Consider the following 17,306-nt stretch of genomic DNA (forward strand, 5'->3'; position numbering starts at 1 on the left):
ATAGCCATTGAAACCTTCATATGGATGGTTTGTTTTTGCCTTCTAAGTAGCTGGTTGCCTTTTTTTAGAAGAGTTACTTAAATTAACCCTATATATGAATTTTGCGTGACACTGTGCTCTTCAAAAAAAAACAGGTTCGCTTTCACCTTGAAATAGAAGCGATTTTGAGATATATTCGTAATGGAAAAAAAGGTTCGTTTGGGAGGATGCAATGAGTAATCGATATGCTATTATATTAGCAGCAGGTCAAGGTACACGGATGAAATCAAAGCTGTACAAAGTTCTTCATCCTGTTTGTGGAAAACCAATGGTTCAACATGTAGTGGATCAAGTAAATCGCGTAGGCTTTGACGAAAAGATAGCCATTGTCGGTCATGGTGCAGAAGTCGTTCAAGAAGTGCTTGGTGATCAAGTTTCTTATGTTGTTCAAGAGAAGCAATTAGGGACGGGTCATGCTGTTTTGCAAGCAGAACAATTATTAGCAGATAAAAAAGGTACAACAGTTGTTTTATGTGGAGATACACCACTTTTAACAGAAGAGACGATTGATCAGTTACTACAAGCTCACGAAAAGGAATCAGCAAAAGTCACGGTTTTAACAGCTATTGCTGCCGATCCTACTGGTTATGGAAGGGTTATCCGAAATCAACAAGGACTTGTTGAACGAATTGTGGAACAAAAAGATGCGTCAGAAGAAGAAAAACAAGTGAACGAGATCAATACAGGAACTTACTGCTTTGATAATGAAACATTATTTGCGGCTTTACAAAAAGTAGGTAATGACAATGCACAAGGTGAATACTATTTGCCAGATGTTGTTGAGATTGTTCAATCTAGTAGTGGTAAGGTTGCGGCTTTCCAAGCGAACACGATGGAAGAGACGATGGGAATTAATGATCGTGTCGCCCTTAGTGCGGCAGAAGCGATTATGAAGAAAAGAACAAATGAAAAATGGATGCGGTCTGGTGTTACGATTATTGATCCAAGTCAAACGTATATTTCAACAGATGCTACAATTGGTCCAGATACCGTTATTTATCCCGGAACAATGATTAATGGTCAGACAATAATTGGAGCTGATTGTTTGATTGGCCCTAATAGTGAATTGACTAATAGCCAAATTGGAAACAATACGATCGTGAAACAGTCTGTCGTTTCCGATAGTGAGATTGGTGACGATGTTCAAATTGGTCCTTTTGCTCATATTCGACCGCAATCAATTTTGAAAGATGAGGTAAAAATTGGAAACTTTGTCGAAGTGAAAAAAGCAACCATTGGCAAAGGAAGTAAAGCCTCGCATTTGAGCTATATTGGTGATGCCGAAATCGGTCAAGATGTGAACTTTGGTTGTGGAGCGATTACGGTTAATTACGATGGGAAAAGCAAGTATTTAACTAGTGTTGGAGATAGAGCATTTATTGGCTGTAATGCTAATTTAATTGCACCCGTTACGATTGGGGCGGATACATTGGTTGCGGCAGGATCGACGATTACCGATGATGTACCAAGTCGTGCGTTATCGATTGCACGTGCACGACAAACAAACAAAGAAAATTATCAGAAATAAATTTATCTGAACGAAAATTGTGGAGGGAACGACATGCCTAAATATAGCGATCCAAGTTTAAAGGTTTTTACGTTAAATTCTAATAAAGGGTTGGCCCATGAAATAACGGAACATATTGGTGTGACAATGGGTAAAAGTTCGGTTATGCGCTTTAGTGATGGGGAAGTTCAAATCAATATTGAAGAAAGTATTCGTGGTTGTGATGTTTATTTAATCCAATCGACATCGGCTCCGGCAAATGAGCATATTATGGAGCTTTTAATTATGATCGACGCTTTGAAGAGAGCATCAGCTAAAACGATTAATATTGTCATGCCTTATTATGGATATGCACGTCAAGATCGTAAAGCACGTGCTCGTGAGCCGATCACTTCTAAACTTGTAGCAAACTTATTAGAGACGGCAGGAGCGACTCGTGTTTTAACTTTGGATTTACATGCTACTCAAATTCAAGGATTCTTTGATATTCCAGTTGACCAATTAATGGGTGTGCCTATTTTATCTGATTACTTTAAAGAAAAACAATTAGAAGATGTCGTAATTGTTTCTCCTGACCATGGTGGAGTAGTACGTGCTCGTAAAATGGCGGATCGTTTAAAAGCACCGATTGCGATTATTGATAAACGTCGTCCGAAACCGAATGTATCTGAAGTTATGAATATCGTTGGTCATATTGAAGGAAAAACGGCGATCATAATTGATGATATTATTGATACAGCTGGAACGATTACTTTAGCTGCCAATGCTTTGATTGAGCATGGTGCAAAAGAAGTATATGCTTGCTGTACCCACCCTGTTTTATCTGGTCCGGCGATTGAGCGTATTAAAAATTCTAAAATTAAAGAGTTGGTAGTGACGAATTCAATTGTTCTACCAGAAGATAAACAAATTGATAAAATTACACCGTTATCGGTTGGCCCACTTATGGCAGAGGCGATTATTCGTGTCCATGAGCATGCTTCAGTAAGTACATTATTTGATTGAGCACTAGAAACTTCCAGTATTTTTTTGAAAACGGGTTTGAATCTCATTGATTAGGGGAACACATATGTAGAGAGAATATTTGTGTAAATCTAACTTGAGGTGATAAAAATGGCTACAGTATTAAAAGCAAATCGACGTGAAAACTTACAAGGGTCTACGACAAGGAAGTTACGTAAAGAAGGCTTTTTACCAGGTGTTTTATATGGAAATAAAATTGATAGTCAACCCGTATCCGTCGAGTCTGTTGATTTTTTAAAAACAGTTCGTGAAGTGGGGAAAAACGGAATTTTCTCATTGGACGTAGATGGAGGTAAAAAACATCAAGTCATGCTATATGATTTACAGACGGATCCAATCAAAAATGAATTTGTTCATGCTGATTTTTTTGAAGTTGATATGACATCGGAAATTGAAGCTGAGGTTTCCATTCATTTAATAGGGGACTCACCTGGAGCAAATGCAGGTGGAATTGTTGCTCATATGATGCATACGGTTGTTGTTCATTGTCTACCTTCAGACATTCCAGAAAACATCGAAGTCGATATTTCATCTTTACATATCGGTGATGCTATCCAAATTGCCGATATCCGTGAACGAGTTTCTGTCGACATTAAAAATGAAGACGAGGAAACGATCGTGACCGTTCAGGCCCCAGCAGCAGAAGTTGATCCAGATGAGCCTGTGGAGGCTGAGGCAGAACCAGAAGTAATTAATGAAAAATCTGAAGATGAATAAGTAACATTTACTTAAAAACATGATAAAATAAATCGTAAAAGGTATAGTCTTCTGACTATACCTTTTACTGAATGAACGAGTGTTAGGGGCGGTATTCAATGAAGTTAATCGTTGGGCTAGGAAATCCAGGCGAAAAATATGCTGGAACAAGGCATAATATTGGTTTTGATATTATTGATTCTTGTGCAAAAACATTAGGAATTGAATTGAATCAAGCAAAATTTAAAGGGATTTATGGTACCGGTATCGTTAATGGCGAGAAAGTGTACTTATTAAAACCACTTACATATATGAATTTATCAGGCGAATCAGTTAGGCCTTTAATGGATTATTTTCAGATTCCGTTGGAAGATCTCGTCGTTATATATGATGACTTAGATTTACCAGCTGGAAAAATTCGTTTAAGAAAAAAAGGAAGTGCTGGTGGGCATAATGGGATTAAATCATTAATCCAACATTTAGGAACACAGGAATTTAACCGAATTCGTGTTGGAGTCGATCGCCCGAAAAATGGTGAACCAATTGTTCATTATGTTTTAGGGAAATATCATCCAGATGAACGTCAAGCCATCAATGAATCGATTGAACAAGCAACTGGGGCGGTTGAAGCTTGGACGAGTGCTTCTTTTTTAGAAGTAATGAATAAGTTTAACTAAGTGGCCGAATAGTCTCCTTAAAACTAGTTCATACTAAGTTATAAAAAAACTTCCTTCAAAAAAGTGACAGTAATAATGTTTACTGGAAAGAGTTATTTAACCATCTATTTGCGGATAATCAACGGAAGGGTGGAAGATACACTTTATTTGTAGGGGGGAACTAGTTATAATCAAAGGAGGGCTGCCAATGGCGATTTTTTACCAATGCCGCCATTGTGACTTAAAAATTGGCCAAATTGATGAGAAAAAAGTGGATAGTTCAACTCTTGGTTTTGACCAGCTAAATTCAGAGGAACGCGAGAATGTGTTAGCTTATCAAACAAATGGAGATATACAAGTGAAGACGATTTGTGAAGATTGTTTTGATGCGTTAACGATTAATCCAACTTTTCATGAAATCGATTCATTTATTCAATAATCTGTAAGGATTCTAACTTTCGCGTCATGTACGGGAATAAGTAGAAGAGCAGAGAAGCTTTGGCAAACGAGCCAAAGCGTTTTTCTGTTCATTTGTCGCACTATTCATTCTTTGATAATAAAAGGGTTTATCTAAGCAAAAAGGAATATATATAAGCTTTAAAGAGTACGTTTTATGTATCAGCACACGTTAAGGAAAGTTTAAAAAGGTTAGTAGAAAATGTGGATGCTTTTTTATAAAGCGGTGGAATCTAAAGGTTGAGGAATCATGTTGAAAGCAGGGGGAAAAGGATGTTAGGATTGCAAAATTATATTAGGAATAATGAGGAGATTAGGGCGGTTGTAGATGGAATCGATTCAAGCTTAAGAGAACAGCTGCTTTCAGGGCTATCTGGTTCGGCAAGAACAGTTGTCATGGCAACGCTTTATCGAGAAACAAAGCGTTCTCAATTAGTTGTGACCCATAACCTATACCAAGCCCAAAAATTATATGAGGATTTAGTGGAGCTTATGTCAGAAGAGGAGGTTCTGCTCTACCCTGTTAATGAATTAATTTCGGCTGAAATCGCGATTGCTAGCCCAGAAATGAAAGCTCAGCGAATCGACGTTTTAAATAAATTAATAAGTGGTTTTAAAGGAATCGTCATCGTGCCTCTTGCAGGGATGAGGCGTTTATTACCTCCGGCTTCATACTGGCGTTTAAGTCAGCTTCACTTAAAAAGGGCTGATGATATTGGTGAAATTCATACTTTGTTAGAAAAGCTAATTGCCATCGGTTTTGAACGCGTTGATATGGTAAGTTCCCCAGGTGAAGTCAGTGTTCGAGGTGGGATTGTTGATATATATCCTTTAACGGAAAGTGATCCGATTCGATTGGAGTTATTTGATACAGAGATTGACTCTATTCGAACATTTTCCATTGATGATCAGCGTTCAAAAGAAGAGCTTGCCGAAATTACAATTGGCCCGGCTGAAGAAATTTTATTGTACAAAGATGATTATGAGCGTGCAAGTATCGCCTTAACAGAATTAATGCAAGCAAGTATTAAAAAAGTGAGAAAAACGGAAACGAAAGAAAAAATCTCTCGTCATATTTCGTATGAAATTGGACAGCTAAAACAACAGACTCCATTTCAAGGCATGTATAAATATATGGCTATATATTACGATGCCATTCATTCGATTATTTCGTATATGGAAGAGGATACGGTCGTCTTTGTGGACGAGATGAGTCGGGTCAAAGAAATGGCAGAATCCTTACAAAAGGAAGAGGCGGGATGGAGTACCGCTTTATTAGAGCAAGGAGAAATCGTTCATGGTGTGACATTATCAGTCGATGCCATTGAAGAATTAAGGAAGTCGACTTTTCCACTTAATTATTTATCGTTATTTATTAAGCATGTACCATCAACAAGCCCACAAAATATTGTCAATTTTAATTGCAAATCGATGCAGCATTTTCATGGACAAATGCAATTGCTTGAATCGGAATTAAAAAGGTGGCAAGTGGCAGGGTATGCAATTGTATTTATGGCCGGAACGAAAGAACGAGTGAACCGTTTATCCTTGAATTTAGAGGAAGAAGGAATTGACGTTCGAGTCGTTGAGCAAAAAACAGAGCTTACAAATGGGATGGTTCATGTTATGACAGGAACACTGCATAGCGGATTTGAACTTCCACTTCAAAAGCTGATTGTCATTACAGAGGAAGAAGTGTTTACAAAACAAACGAAACGGGCACCAAGAAAACAAAAAATCTCCAACGCTGAGCGGATCAAGAGTTATTCAGAGTTAAAAGTTGGCGATTTAATCGTGCATACCAATCATGGGATCGGAAAATATTTAGGGGTTGAAACATTAGAGTTTAATGGTTTGCATAAAGATTATTTGCATTTACGTTATGCAGGTAACGATAAGCTCTATGTTCCGGTTGAGCAAATAGATCAAGTTCAAAAGTATGTTGGCTCGGAAGAAAAAGAACCTAAAATTTATGCTCTTGGTGGTAGCGACTGGAAAAAGGTTAAGAAAAAGGTTCAATCCTCTGTTGAAGATATTGCCGATGATTTAATTAAGTTATATGCGGAAAGGGAAGCGAGTAAAGGATATGCTTTTAGTAAAGATGGCCCTGAACAAGCAGAATTTGAAGCGTCTTTCCAATATCAAGAAACAGAAGATCAGTTAAGAGCGATCGAAGAAATTAAAGAGGATATGGAAAAAGAACGACCGATGGATCGTCTTTTATGTGGCGACGTAGGGTATGGGAAAACGGAAGTCGCCATTCGAGCGGCTTTTAAAGCGATTAATGATGGGAAACAAGTCGCGATTCTTGTTCCGACAACGATCTTGGCTCAACAACATTATGAAACGATAAAGGAACGTTTTTCAGAGTACGCGATTAACATTGGTGTTTTGAGTCGCTTCCGTTCAAGAAAAGAGCAAACAACGACTTTAAAAGGCTTAAAGGCTGGTTCAATCGATCTCGTCGTCGGAACGCACCGTCTTTTATCCAAGGATGTTGTATTTAAAGATTTAGGTTTATTAATCGTCGATGAGGAGCAACGATTCGGAGTTACGCATAAAGAGAAAATTAAAACGTTGAAAGCGAATATTGATGTTTTAACTTTAACGGCAACACCAATTCCAAGAACATTGCATATGTCGATGTTAGGAGTTCGTGATTTATCTGTTATAGAAACACCTCCAGAAAATCGTTTTCCTGTTCAAACATACGTTGTCGAGAATAATGCAGCCCTGATTCGGGAGGCGATTGAACGGGAATTGACACGTGGTGGTCAAATCTATTTCTTATATAATCGCGTAGAAGACATTGAGCGAATGACGGAGCAAATCTCAAACTTAGTTCCAGATGCAAAGGTTAGTTATGCTCATGGTCAAATGAATGAGCGTGAGTTAGAAGGCGTGATTCTCGATTTCTTAGAAGGAAATAGTGATGTCCTTGTGACGACAACGATTATTGAAACAGGTGTAGACATCCCGAATGTAAATACATTGATTATCCATGACGCTGATAAGATGGGTCTATCACAGCTTTATCAAATTCGTGGACGAGTTGGACGCTCCAATCGGGTGGCGTACGCTTATTTTACGTATCAACGGGATAAGGTTTTATCTGAAGTGGCTGAAAAACGGTTACAGGCGATCAAGGAGTTTACAGAGCTCGGTTCAGGATTTAAGATTGCGATGCGTGACTTAACGATTCGGGGAGCGGGTAACTTATTAGGTTCCCAGCAACATGGTTTTATTGAGTCGGTCGGTTTTGATTTGTATTCTCAAATGCTTAAGGAAGCAATTGAAGAGCGTAAAGGTGATAAACCAAAGGAAAAACCGTTTCGTGTAGAGCTCGATGTCAAAATAGACGCTTATATTCCAGAGTCGTATATTAAAGATGCCAAACAAAAAATTGAGATGTATAAACGTGTTAAAGGAATCGAAGAAATAAAAGAACTTCAAGATTTACAAGATGAAATGATCGACCGCTTTGGCGAATATCCGAAAAATGTTGAATACTTATTGCGGTTAACAAAAATTATGCTGTTATCAAATGAATTAAAAATAGAACAAATTGTAGAGAGTAAAGATTCCATTCAGGTGTTATTAACAGAAGAAAGTTCAAGTATGGTGGACGGGGCAAAATTGTTTGAGATCGTTAATAAGTTAGGGCGCGAGGTTTCATTAGGAACAGCTGGTCAAAAAATTAAATTTGCAATTAAGACGAAAACATTAAATGATGACCAGATTGTCGACTATCTTGAACAAATTGTTGTCGGAATTCAAAAGGCTCGTAAAAGAAAAGTGCAGCAATCTTCCTAAAAGTTGTCTTAAAAACGCTAAATGATGTAGGTGTTTCCTAGTTTTGTAAGAAAATGTGGTTAAAAAACGCAAAATAAGAAAACAAATTCATAAATTGGTGAATAGTTCTTCTGAGTAGAAAGATAATAAAGGCAAGAACTGAAAGATTCACCTATTTATATTTGACAGCTAGGACATTACATCTTTAGAAAGCGAGGCATTGTTGCATGAAAGCTACAGGAATTGTACGACGCATTGACGATTTAGGTCGAGTGGTTATTCCAAAGGAAATCCGTCGCACTTTAAGGATTAGAGAAGGCGACCCTCTTGAGATATTTGTGGATCGAGACGGAGAAGTCATTTTAAAAAAATACTCCCCCATTTCGGAACTGGGTGATTTTGCAAAAGAATACGCAGAAGCCCTTTATGATAGCTTAAAGCATAATGTATTAATTGCTGATCGCGATACATATATTGCGGTAGCTGGGGCATCCAAAAAAGAATACGCTAATAAAAGCGTAGGTGAGGTTGTTGAGAAGGTTCTAGAGGATCGACAATCGAAATTAGAAACGAATAGTGGAGAATACCAGCTCGTTGGAGAAAATACAGAATCATTAAAGGGTTATGTTATTGCTCCGATTATTGCGAGTGGTGATCCAATCGGTGCCGTTGTTATCTTCAGTAAAGAACAAGCCTTTTCCGGTGCTGTTGAGCAAAAGTTAGCAGAGACAGCTGCCAGTTTCTTAGCGCGGCAAATGGAACAATAACCAAAGGTCTATAGAAAGACCTTAACTCAAGTAGATGGGGAATCATAAGAGCCTCATCTACTTTTTATTATGGTTATTGAAATGACGTGTCATAAGGTGGTTTGTGTCGTGGTGTGTTTTAAAGCGGGAATAGTGGCCCGATTTCGATGAGGATTACATAATTGGTGTCGCAAAGGGTGATAAGTGACCGAACTTATAATCAAAGGGTGCCAATGATGTCAAAAGCTTATGAATAGGAGCCAGAAAGGGAATCAAAGGCTGTCAATGAAGCCAGAAGCCATCGAATAAAAGCCAGAAAGGGAATCAAAGGCCGCCAATGAAGCCAGAAGCCATCGAATCAGAGCCAGAAAGGGAATCAAAGGCCGCCAATGAAGCCAGAAGCTATCGAATCAGAGCCAGAAAGGGAATCAAAGGCTGTCAATGAAGCCAGAAGCCATCGAATAAAAGCCAGAAAGGGAATCAAAGGCTGTCAATGAAGCCAAAAGCCATCGAATCAGAGCCAGAAAGGAAATCAAAGGCTGTCAATGAAGCCAAAAGCCATCGAATCAGAGCCAGAAAGGAAATCAAAGGCTGTCAATGAAGCCAAAAGCCATCGAATCAGAGCCAGAAAGGAAATCAAAGGCCGCCAATGAAGCCAGAAGCCATCGAATCAGAGCCGGAAAGGGAATCAAAGGCCGTCAATGAAGCCAGAAGCCATCGAATCAGAGCCAGAAAGGGAATCAAAGGCTGTCAATGAAGCCAGAAGCCATCGAATCAGAGCCAGAAAGGGAATCAAAAGGCACTGATGGGATATATGCGTGGTATTGATTGAGTACGGGCTTGCGCAAAGGGTGATAAGTGACCGAACTTTGATGAGAATTACATAATGGCCGTCACATTGAGTGATTGGTAAGGTGATTTCCTGCTTCTATTAAAAGTTTTACGTCAAATCGGTCCATCTCATAAAGTCAAAAAGCGACTTCCACGGCTGGCCTTATTTTTCCTCGTTTCTAAGCACACGCCCTACGCTTTTCGGTGTCTAGCTGCGGGCGTTACAAGTTCGAGAAAAATCGGACCAGCTCATAAAGTCAAAGAGCGACTTTAGAGCTGGTCCTGTATTTTTTCTCACTTGTGGTCGAACGCCCTACGCTTTTCGGTGTATGATAGGGGGAGTGTTTTTTTTGTTAGGGGGATATGGAGTGAGAGGTGTTAGACAAGCTGATCAGGGTGAGGATTTTTTACGTGGGGCTCTATTGTTATCAATAGCGGCGCTAGTGGCGAAAATATTAAGTGCGGCTTACCGAATCCCTTATCAAAATATCGCAGGTGATTTAGGTTTTTATGTGTATCAGCAAATATATCCGTTTTATGGGCTAATGGTGACTTTATCCATGTATGGGTTTCCGGTAGTTTTATCAAAACAAATTGCCGAATATAGAGCGAATGGGGAGCGAGAAGAACTCAAGGTTTTTGTGTCGCTTGCGTTTTATGGTTTGCTTTTAGTGGCTGTTTTAGCGACAATTTCTCTTTATTTCTTCGCACCTGCAATTGCCCAGTTTATGGGGGATGTGGCGTTAACGGAACCATTACGTGCAGTTAGTTTCGTATTTTTATTAATGCCGTTTTTAAGTATAGGGCGTGGCATTACGCAGGGGCAGCAGGATATGCTACCAACTGCTTTGTCTCAAGTAAGTGAGCAGTTTGTCAGGGTTGTTGGGATCCTTATTTTTGCGATTATCTTATTGACACTCGACTATGGACCTTATGGAGCGGGAGTTGGGGCTGCATATGGGTCACTTGCCGGTGCAGTTGCGGCGATTATTGTTCTTTTTTTATGTTCAAGAAAAATGGTGTGGTCCGATTGGTTTCAACTGAAAGAGAATCGATTTGGAGTGTTTTTAAAACAAAGTCTCTCCTTTTTTAAGCAAAGCTTTTTTATTTGTATAGGGGCGTTGACGTTTATCTTTTTTCAATTTGTTGACGTATTCTCAATGATTCGTTTGCTAGAAGGGTATGGATTGGATTCTGCTGCAGCTTATTATACAAAATCTTTATACGATCGCGGTCAGCCTATTTTACAGTTGGGAACGATTGTGACAACGACGTTTGCCCTTGCTTTAGTTCCACTATTATCAAAAGCGCGCTCGGAAAAACAACAGAAACAAATGTTTTTTTACCGAAATTTGACGTTAAGGGTGACGATTTTAATAGCGGGAGTGGCGACGCTTGGATTAATCGTTATTATGGAGCCGTTGAACAGCATGCTCTTTACTGATCGGAGTGGCAGTGGTGTCCTTAAGGTTTTTTCGCTTGCTGTTTTTATGAGTGCTCTATATATGACAGGTGCAGCGATTTTACAAGGGTATGGTCAGGTTCATTTACCGGCCATTGCGGTTATGATTGGAGTTGGGGTAAAGCTCTTATTAAATGTTATGTTTATTCCAATGTATGGCGCTTTTGGTGCTGCTTCTGCCACAGTCCTTTCTTTTGTGGTAATGGCAGGGAGTATGCTGTATGGAATATATAAGCATGATCAGTCATTGTGGGGAAAAGGTAAACCGTATGGGGCTGTCCTCATAACGTTTGTTCTCCTTTATGTGACAACGACCATTTGGGGAACCTTTTTAGGCGGTTTACTTGAGCCGAGTCGATTACATGATACAATATTAGCACTAAGTACTGTTGTGATTGGTGCAGTGACTGTATGTATAAGTGTCCTTGTTTTGCCAGTTTTTAATGAAAAGGAATGGGAATCAATCCCGAAATTAAATAAAATGAGAGCTCGGTTTCGTAAAGTTTAGCTACACCTGTTAGAAGCTCGAGAAAAATCGGTTCTAAGCAAACAGGCTTCGCTTTTTATATAAGGAGGATTAGATGAATAAAATTAGGGTATTGGGATTAGGGGCAGGAGACCTTGAGCAAATGCCATTAGGGTTGTATCGTCAATTAGTAAAGGCTAAAAAAATCTATGTTCGGACAGAAGATCATCCGGCTGTACAGCAACTAAAAGAAGAAGGTCTTGAAATTATTTCGTTTGATGCTATTTATCAAAAGCACGATCAATTTGAGCAAGTATATGAAGAGATTGTAGCTACCCTCTTGACTAAAGCTGCTGAGGAGGAAGTGTTGTATGCTGTTCCAGGCCATCCGTTTGTGGCAGAACGAACTGTGCAGTTACTCGCCCATAAGGTTGAGAACGGAAAAATAGAGGTTGAATTTTTAGGTGGACAAAGCTTCTTGGATCCAATGTATAATGCTTTAAAAATAGACCCGATTGAAGGGTTACAAATTGTCGATGGTACAGCATTGCAACGTGATGAATTGCAAATTAGGCATCATCTCATTATCGTCCAAGTGTATGATGCTTTTATCGCCTCCGAAGTGAAGTTAACTTTAATGGAGCTTCTACCAGATGATTATCCCGTCTATATAGCCACAGCTGTTGGCTCAAGTGAAGAGGTCATTCAAGAGGTGCCTTTGTATGAGCTTGACCATGTGACGACTTTAAATAATTTAACGGCTGTATATGTACCACCTGTGCAGGATGCGGCACTGTTGTCGAAGGAATTTAGTCAATTACGCACAGTGATTGCACAATTAAGAGGTCCTGGTGGATGTCCATGGGATCAAAAGCAAACACATGAGTCTTTAAAAAAGTATTTAATTGAAGAGGCCTACGAGCTTCTTGAAGCCATTGATGAACAAGATGATGAACATATGATTGAGGAGCTTGGTGATGTTCTTTTGCAAGTAATGCTTCATGCTCAAATCGGTGAGGATGACGGCTTATTTTCGATTCAGGACGTCATTCAATCAATTACAGAAAAGATGATCCGTCGGCACCCACATGTATTTGCCAATACAATCGTGCAAGATGAAGAAGAGGTCTTATCAAATTGGGAAGACATAAAACGTTCTGAAAAAGGTGACGAGGAGGTCGATTCTTCAATTATGAAAGAAAAACCTGCTGGGCTGCCTGCACTTATGACGGCATTAAGTATTCAAAAGGCTGCAGCGAAAGTGGGCTTTGACTGGGCTGATCCCCAACCAATGTGGGAGAAGCTGCAAGAGGAAATTGATGAATTTTTAATCGAGGTGAAGCAGGAAAATCAGGATGAGATGCTGAAGGAATTAGGGGATATACTTTTTGTCATCGTTAATTTAGCGAGGTATTACCAATTAGACCCTGAGGATGCTCTTCGACTAGCTAATCAAAAGTTTGTAAATCGATTTAAAGAGATTGAAAAAGAGTTGGTTCAAAGAGGGAAAACGTTAGAAGAAGTAACTTTAGAAGAAATGGATGAAATTTGGGAACAAAGTAAAGAAAAATTTAAATAGAAGGTGACGGCATGAGATTAGATAAGTTTCTAAAGGTATCAAGATTAATTAAAAGGCGGACATTGGCGAAGGAAGTGTGTGATAAAGGAAGAATTGCTGTAAATGGTCAAGTAGCTAAAGCCGGCACAAGTGTTAAACCAGGAGACGAGCTTGAAGTGAGGTTTGGTCAAAAAGTCGTAACGGTAAAAGTGGATGCGATTAAAGAAATGGTCAGAAAAGATGAAGCGGCCATGATGTACACTATTATTAAAGAAGAACAAGTTAACCCAACTTAATTGAAGTCCAAGTGGCATGAAACTAAGCCCGTTTGAATACCTTTTCTTCAAAGTGATAAAATCGTTCGGCCGAAGTTAAAACGATTTTTATCTCAATTAATTCTATTTAATCTAGCTGTGTCCGTTAGGAATTCGAAAAATCGGACTCGCTGTATATTAAAGGAGGGGTATTGTTGACGGTTGCTTATCCATTTTTTTATCATTTGCCACAGCTAACGACATTACGGACAAGATTAAGAAAAGTAGAAGACGCAGACCGACTCGATCTCATTTCATTAAGTTTGGAGCGACAATCTAGTTTTTTGTCAGACGAACAAATTGTCAGAACGAAACAAGAATCAAATGAATATGTAGATTATCTCCTAAATTGTTATAAGAAGGGCCGACCTGCACCTTGGGGAATTTTTGCGAAGGAATCAAATCGCTTAATTGGTGTCTGTGGGTATGTAAAATGGTTGCCTAAAGAAGGGGCTGCCGAAATTGGCTATCAGCTTGACCCGATTTATTGGAAACGAGGGCTCATGACTGAAGTTGTCCAGGAAGTGATTGATTTTAGCTTTAACCAACTTGGTCTTTGCCGGATTGATGCTAAATGTTTGGCGAACAATTTTGCATCGATTAAACTATTACATAAAGTCGGGATGATAAAGCAGGAACAAAAACCGTCCTATGTTTGGTCAAAAGGACACTATGAAATGGTTGAATTTTATTCAATTGGAAAAGATAAATTTAGAAGTGAAAATGGGGTATAATCTTCATTTTAATCAGCTTTTTAAGTAAGGAAGGTTTTAATATGTGGAAAGAGTTTAAGGAATTTGCGATTAAAGGGAATGTAGTCGACTTAGCAGTAGCTGTTGTTATAGCAACAGCATTTGGAAGTATTGTTTCTGCCTTAGTAGATAATATTATCATGCCATTTGTCGGAGTACTTGTTGGCGGAATTGATTTCTCTAATTTAAGTTATTTAGTTGGAGATGCTGTCATTCAATACGGTCTCTTCATTCAGGCCATTGTCGACTTCTTTATTATTGCCCTCGCGTTATTTGTCTTTGTTAAAGTCATTAATCGTTTAAAGCGTAAAGAAGAGGAAGTAGAAGAAGAAGTGGACCCTCAAGTAGAACTTTTAACAGAAATTCGAGACTTGTTAAAAAAAGAACAAAATCATTAATCGGTTAGAAAGGGCACAAAGTTTACCAGTGGGTAGGCTTTGTGCTTTTCAAGTTTTTGCAGGCATGAGGGCTATTAACTTGCAGCGGTAATACTTTATGCTTTTTAGTCTTTGTCGTTTGATATACTCCGCTCACTGCGTACCCTACGCGTTCCGCGGGTGAACCGGGAGCCTCCTTATCGCTGCGGGGTCTCCCGTCCTTCACTATTCCCGCAGGAGTCTCCGGGTATTGCATTGCCTCCGTTTTGCCCACTGAGCTTGTTATTGTTTTTTAACAGATAACTCAACTTTCACAGCGTATGAGAGACCCTTAACTGTTGATAGAGATTGACTTTAGGGCGATACAATACTCAAATTGACTTTACATGAACGGTTCAATCGTTGACAGTCTGAGGGCCTATTATTTTTTCTTGATGCGAAAGTTGAGCAGATAAGAATAAGACTGCAAGGAACATGCGGTTGAGTCTATCGGTTAAATCGAATTAAAAAGGAAGGCTTGTTCTATTTTATTCTTCTTGCTCATAAAGTGTAACAAATGCATGTACGAGGAGGAGATAACGTGGATCAATATCAATTTGGCTCACCGATGGGACAAGAAAGACAGTCAAATGATCATGATATTATTTTAAAAAGCAGAAAGCATTTAGATATTACAGGGGTAAAACAAGTAGAAAGCTTTGATAATGAAGAGTTTTTACTTGAAACCGTTATGGGCTTTTTATCGGTCAGAGGTCAGAATCTCCATATGAAAAACTTGAACGTGGAACAGGGGATCGTTTCAATAGAAGGAAAAATCTTTGACTTTGTTTATTTAGATCAAAACAGTCAAGATAAATCAAAAGGTTTTTTTGGGAAGTTATTTAAGTGAGTTTAACGGTTCAATTTTATACGATGCTATCGATGTTTGCTTTTGGCCTTTGGGCCGGGGCATCCATTGATACGTATCGCCGATTTTCTAAGGAAAGGTCCTCCTTCCATTGGCTGACCGCGTTAAATGATTTAGTGTTTTGGCTACTGCAAGGCTTTGTGCTTTTTTATGTTCTATTACAAGTGAACAACGGAGAAATCCGATTTTATGTATTTTTAGCGATTTTATGTGGTTATGCAGCTTATCAAGCTTTATGCCGCCAGCTTTACTTAAAAATATTAGAATGGCTGATTCAAGCATTTATTGCAATCTACAAATTTATGACAAAACTCTTAACAATTTTATTGATTAACCCGATAAAATACGTATTGAAACTCCTTTACTCCTTATGTATGATGATAATAACTACATGCCTAACCATTATAATCTTTATTTTAAAAACGGTTTGGAAAATAACCAAATGGGTATTAAATAGTATCTTAAAAGTGACGATGCTATACAAATTAACGGATAAACTCCAAATTTGGCTCAAACCTTATGTAAAAAAAATAAAGGATTTATGGGAAGTGATGAGGAAGAAGTTGAAGAAGAGGAAGGATTAGGGGGTGATTGAGTGATCTCAAATCAGAAATCAACCATTCGTGAAATTGATTCAGCTTATAAGCAACAACGAGAACAGGAGCTAGCGATTCAACAAAAAAAACGTCGAGGTTTAATGAAGCGCTTAACTGCTATTGGGATCCTAGGAGCATTATTTGCTGTTATTGGTGGAATCTTACTTTTTAATCAAATGGTATTAACTACCGAAAAAAATCAGGAAAAAGCTGCACTTGAGCTTGAATTGGAACAGCTGAAAGCAGAGCAGCAATATTTAGAACAGGAAATCGTCAATTATAATGACTTAGATTATATTGCTGAGATTGCCCGCAGAGATTATTTCTTTACGAAAAAAGGTGAAACTCTTTTTACTCTGCCAAATACATCCTCAGATTGACACCTTTTTTTCTCATCGGGTATAATATATTCAAATGAACATTTCTAGATTTCTTAAGGAGGATCTATTTTTTCATGTCAATTGAAGTAGGCAGCAAATTACAGGGTAAGGTTACAGGAATCACTCATTTTGGAGCATTTGTCGAGCTGCCGGGTGGTTCAACAGGCCTTGTACACATCAGTGAAGTAGCTGATAATTATGTCAAGGATATTAACGAGTTTTTAAAGGTAGGCGACGAAGTACAGGTTAAGGTCGTAAACGTCGAAAAGGATGGAAAAATTGGTTTGTCAATTCGTAAGGCGATAGATCGACCAGAAGGTTCAGAACGTCCAGAAAGACCAGCCCGTTCAGAACGTCCAGCTCGTCCGCAAAGACCAGCTCGTCCAAGTCGACCTTATCAATCTTCACAACGCTCACAAGGTCAAGGAGCACGTAACAATCATCGTCCAGGCCCATCTTTTGAAGATAAGGTGAGTCGCTTCTTAAAGGATAGCGAAGAACGCCTAACGACATTGAAACGTCAAACTGACTCCAAGCGTGGTGGTCGAGGCGCTCGTAGGGGGTAATTTGTTGCCAGATCCTATTGAACGATAAATGAACAGGAGCCTAAATGGGCTCTTGTTTTTTGTTGTGAAGAATTTAAATTGGCAAATCTTATGCAAGGAGAGAAACAGGCGAGTTAAGTTCAGATATAAGACCAGAAAACGGAAGGAAAAAAGAAAAGCGAGTCATTTTATATAATCTTAAA

General features: G+C 38.8%; 16 protein-coding genes. All 16 read left to right on the forward strand.

Features of this window, described 5'->3' with window-relative positions; all coding sequences use genetic code 11:
• Positions 1-211 precede the first annotated feature (211 nt).
• On the forward strand, positions 212-1,567 hold the full coding sequence (gene glmU, locus BALCAV_RS17170) for a bifunctional UDP-N-acetylglucosamine diphosphorylase/glucosamine-1-phosphate N-acetyltransferase GlmU (RefSeq protein WP_003322529.1): 1,356 nt from the start codon (positions 212-214) through the stop codon (positions 1,565-1,567).
• 33 nt (positions 1,568-1,600) lie between these two features.
• Entirely contained in the window at positions 1,601-2,551 is a 951-nt protein-coding gene (locus tag BALCAV_RS17175) for a ribose-phosphate diphosphokinase (protein WP_003322528.1), read from the forward strand.
• A gap of 108 nt (positions 2,552-2,659) precedes the next feature.
• Positions 2,660-3,286: a 50S ribosomal protein L25/general stress protein Ctc gene (locus tag BALCAV_RS17180; RefSeq protein WP_003322527.1), complete on the forward strand. Its 627-nt coding sequence runs from the start codon at positions 2,660-2,662 to the stop codon at positions 3,284-3,286.
• Positions 3,287-3,384: 98 nt separating this feature from the next.
• Positions 3,385-3,942 (forward strand): aminoacyl-tRNA hydrolase, encoded by a 558-nt coding sequence (gene pth / locus BALCAV_RS17185; protein ID WP_003322526.1) that lies wholly within the window; start codon positions 3,385-3,387, stop codon positions 3,940-3,942.
• A gap of 187 nt (positions 3,943-4,129) precedes the next feature.
• The gene (locus BALCAV_RS17190) at positions 4,130-4,360 is read left to right on the forward strand and encodes an anti-sigma-F factor Fin family protein (protein ID WP_003322525.1); all 231 of its coding nucleotides are present in this window, start codon (positions 4,130-4,132) and stop codon (positions 4,358-4,360) included.
• Positions 4,361-4,650: 290 nt separating this feature from the next.
• Positions 4,651-8,190 (forward strand): transcription-repair coupling factor, encoded by a 3,540-nt coding sequence (gene mfd, locus BALCAV_RS17195; protein WP_003322523.1) that lies wholly within the window; start codon positions 4,651-4,653, stop codon positions 8,188-8,190.
• A gap of 206 nt (positions 8,191-8,396) precedes the next feature.
• On the forward strand, positions 8,397-8,936 hold the full coding sequence (spoVT, locus tag BALCAV_RS17200) for a stage V sporulation protein T (RefSeq protein WP_003322522.1): 540 nt from the start codon (positions 8,397-8,399) through the stop codon (positions 8,934-8,936).
• Positions 8,937-10,114: 1,178 nt separating this feature from the next.
• Positions 10,115-11,716, forward strand: coding sequence for a putative polysaccharide biosynthesis protein (locus BALCAV_RS17205; RefSeq protein ID WP_160173434.1), 1,602 nt, complete (start codon positions 10,115-10,117; stop codon positions 11,714-11,716).
• A gap of 73 nt (positions 11,717-11,789) precedes the next feature.
• Entirely contained in the window at positions 11,790-13,253 is a 1,464-nt protein-coding gene (gene yabN / locus BALCAV_RS17210; RefSeq protein ID WP_003323890.1) for a bifunctional methyltransferase/pyrophosphohydrolase YabN, read from the forward strand.
• An 11-nt stretch (positions 13,254-13,264) separates the two neighbouring features.
• Positions 13,265-13,528 (forward strand): RNA-binding S4 domain-containing protein, encoded by a 264-nt coding sequence (locus BALCAV_RS17215; RefSeq protein WP_003323889.1) that lies wholly within the window; start codon positions 13,265-13,267, stop codon positions 13,526-13,528.
• 173 nt (positions 13,529-13,701) lie between these two features.
• A complete protein-coding gene (locus tag BALCAV_RS17220) occupies positions 13,702-14,280 on the forward strand; it encodes a GNAT family N-acetyltransferase (RefSeq protein ID WP_003323888.1) in 579 nt (192 codons plus the stop codon).
• Between the two features lie 41 nt (positions 14,281-14,321).
• Positions 14,322-14,696 carry a large conductance mechanosensitive channel protein MscL gene (mscL, locus tag BALCAV_RS17225; protein ID WP_003323887.1) on the forward strand — a complete coding sequence of 125 codons (375 nt, stop codon included), beginning with the start codon at positions 14,322-14,324 and terminating at the stop codon, positions 14,694-14,696.
• A gap of 586 nt (positions 14,697-15,282) precedes the next feature.
• Entirely contained in the window at positions 15,283-15,564 is a 282-nt protein-coding gene (yabP, locus tag BALCAV_RS17235) for a sporulation protein YabP (RefSeq protein ID WP_040324166.1), read from the forward strand.
• Positions 15,561-16,166, forward strand: coding sequence for a spore cortex biosynthesis protein YabQ (gene yabQ, locus BALCAV_RS17240; protein WP_003322388.1), 606 nt, complete (start codon positions 15,561-15,563; stop codon positions 16,164-16,166). Before yabP ends, yabQ begins: the two co-directional genes overlap by 4 nt.
• Positions 16,167-16,177: 11 nt before the next feature.
• Positions 16,178-16,558: an FtsB family cell division protein gene (locus BALCAV_RS17245; protein ID WP_003322387.1), complete on the forward strand. Its 381-nt coding sequence runs from the start codon at positions 16,178-16,180 to the stop codon at positions 16,556-16,558.
• A gap of 74 nt (positions 16,559-16,632) precedes the next feature.
• Complete coding sequence (locus BALCAV_RS17250) at positions 16,633-17,124, forward strand: S1 domain-containing RNA-binding protein (RefSeq protein ID WP_003322386.1); 492 nt, start codon at positions 16,633-16,635, stop codon at positions 17,122-17,124.
• The last annotated feature ends 182 nt before the right edge of the window (positions 17,125-17,306 follow it).

Source organism: Alkalihalobacillus alcalophilus ATCC 27647 = CGMCC 1.3604 (assembly GCF_000292245.2).
Classification (GTDB): Bacteria; Bacillota; Bacilli; order Bacillales; family Bacillaceae_D; genus Alkalihalobacillus; species Alkalihalobacillus alcalophilus.